The sequence below is a fragment of the Streptomyces sp. NPDC058221 genome (genome assembly GCF_042882365.1).
Lineage (GTDB): Bacteria > Actinomycetota > Actinomycetes > Streptomycetales > Streptomycetaceae > Streptomyces.
In genome coordinates this window covers 1-1,609 of sequence record NZ_JBHVWF010000314.1, presented here as the reverse complement: position 1 = coordinate 1,609, position 1,609 = coordinate 1, and the positions used below count along the sequence as shown (strand labels likewise).

At 67.7% G+C, this 1,609-nt stretch carries 1 protein-coding gene; it reads right to left on the bottom strand.

The window, feature by feature from the left end:
• Positions 1-11: 11 nt before the first annotated feature.
• Positions 12-1,469 carry an NF041680 family putative transposase gene (locus ACFVW8_RS39110; RefSeq protein WP_389698817.1) on the bottom strand — a complete coding sequence of 486 codons (1,458 nt, stop codon included), beginning with the start codon at positions 1,467-1,469 and terminating at the stop codon, positions 12-14.
• Positions 1,470-1,609 lie beyond the last annotated feature (140 nt).

Sequence of the window (1,609 nt, the reverse complement as noted above, 5' to 3'; positions counted from 1 at the left end):
TAGCTTGATCTTTAACCTGTGCGGCGTGGACGAGGGGTTGTTGACTTCTTCGTCCGTCGTTTCGCGGGGGCTGGTTTGCCGACTGTGTGCACGTCATAGCGTGCAGTGGGTTGGTTGTTCCTGCGGCCGGGTGGCCGTCCTGGGCCTGGCCGAGAGGATTTCGGTGCTCCGGCCGGACAGGCGGCCTTCGGCCGGAGGTGCCGAAAATCGCGGCGGACTCGCGCAGGGGTAAGTCTGTCCGCGGGACTTGGCTTCTCCCACGGCCGGTGCAGGTCGGCCGCCAGCGGGCGGGCGAGCCGGAGCTGAGTGAAGGCCACAATGACCAGCCAGGTCCAGCGGTCTGCGGCTTCGGGACTGCGGATCTTCGGGCAGGTCCAGCCCAGGGTCTGCTTGAACAGCCGGAAGGTGTGTTCGATGTCGAAGCGCCGCAGGAATGCCTGCCAGAGCGTGTCGACGTCGCTTTCCGTGGCATCGGTGCCTGACCACCACAGCCAGACCGGCTTCGGTGTTGCCCCGCTGGGCAGGTGCTCGACCTGCAAGCGGATCACGGTGCCCTCGATGACCGGCAGGGCGCCGAGCTGAGCCGTCCAGGCCGAGCGGTGGGTCAGCCTCGGGTGGAGCCGGTCCCAGGCCCGTGCGACGGCGGTGCCGTAAAGGCGGGTCTCCGTCACAGTCTGCGCTTCGGGAGTGTTCCAGGTGGCCGGGTCACCGAAGACGAACTCGGCGCCGTGGCGGGGCGGACGGCCCCGGACACCCGGCTCGCGGCATGGGACCGCACGTCGCAGGACGCGGTCCGAGCGCATCCGGCCCAGCACCTGCACCGGCAGATCCTTCAGAAGAAAGGCCAGACGGGGCACGTCATAGCCGGCATCCACCACGATCAGGATCTCCGGGTCGCCGTCCTTCCACTGCCCGGCCGTGATGAGCCGTTCGACCAGTTCGCGCATCTGCCCGGCGGTAACAGTGGCGGCGTCGTCACCCGGTGCCAGGCGTAGTGCGTCCAGCGGTGCGGTCCAGGAACTGCGGCCGGTCTCCAGCGCGCAGATCACTGAATACGGCCAGCCGGGAACAGGAATGTGCTGGTCCTTGCCCCGCCCATAGGTGTGGCACAGGATCCGCTGCGGTGAAGTGTGCGCGCTGGGCCGCAGCCAGCAGGTGAGGTCGGCGGCCAGAACCAGCCGGCCATCCGCCGCCCGCGGCAGCGGCACCGTGGCCAGGGCCCGTCGCAGCCTGGCGACATCGACCCGCCCCGCGGACAGGGCGTCGTAGAGCCCGCCGTGTCCCCGCCGGTGTTCGCCCACCAGCGACAGTTCCACCAGCGACCGGACCGGACCATCCGCGCACAACACCGCGTCCGCGAGTTCGAACAGCCCATCCGCACGCCTGGTCAGACAGGAGTAGAACTCACCCCGGAAGCGTGACAGTCCCGCAAACGGATCCTGCGGGACAGCATGATGCGACAGACTCATCCCCACGGCCTTCGTGCTGAGCGTTGTGTGTTCCTTGGTCGGATCACATGCTCAGCCGAAGGCCGCCTGCGTGTACCGCAGTTACCAATCCGAGTGATCAAGTACGACGAACCGTTCGGGCCCTGACGTTAAAGATCAAG

Coding starts and splice junctions, on each gene's coding strand:
- ACFVW8_RS39110 (WP_389698817.1), bottom strand. CDS start 1,469: ATGAGTCTGTCGCATCATGCTGTCCCGCAGGATCCGTTTGCGGGACTG.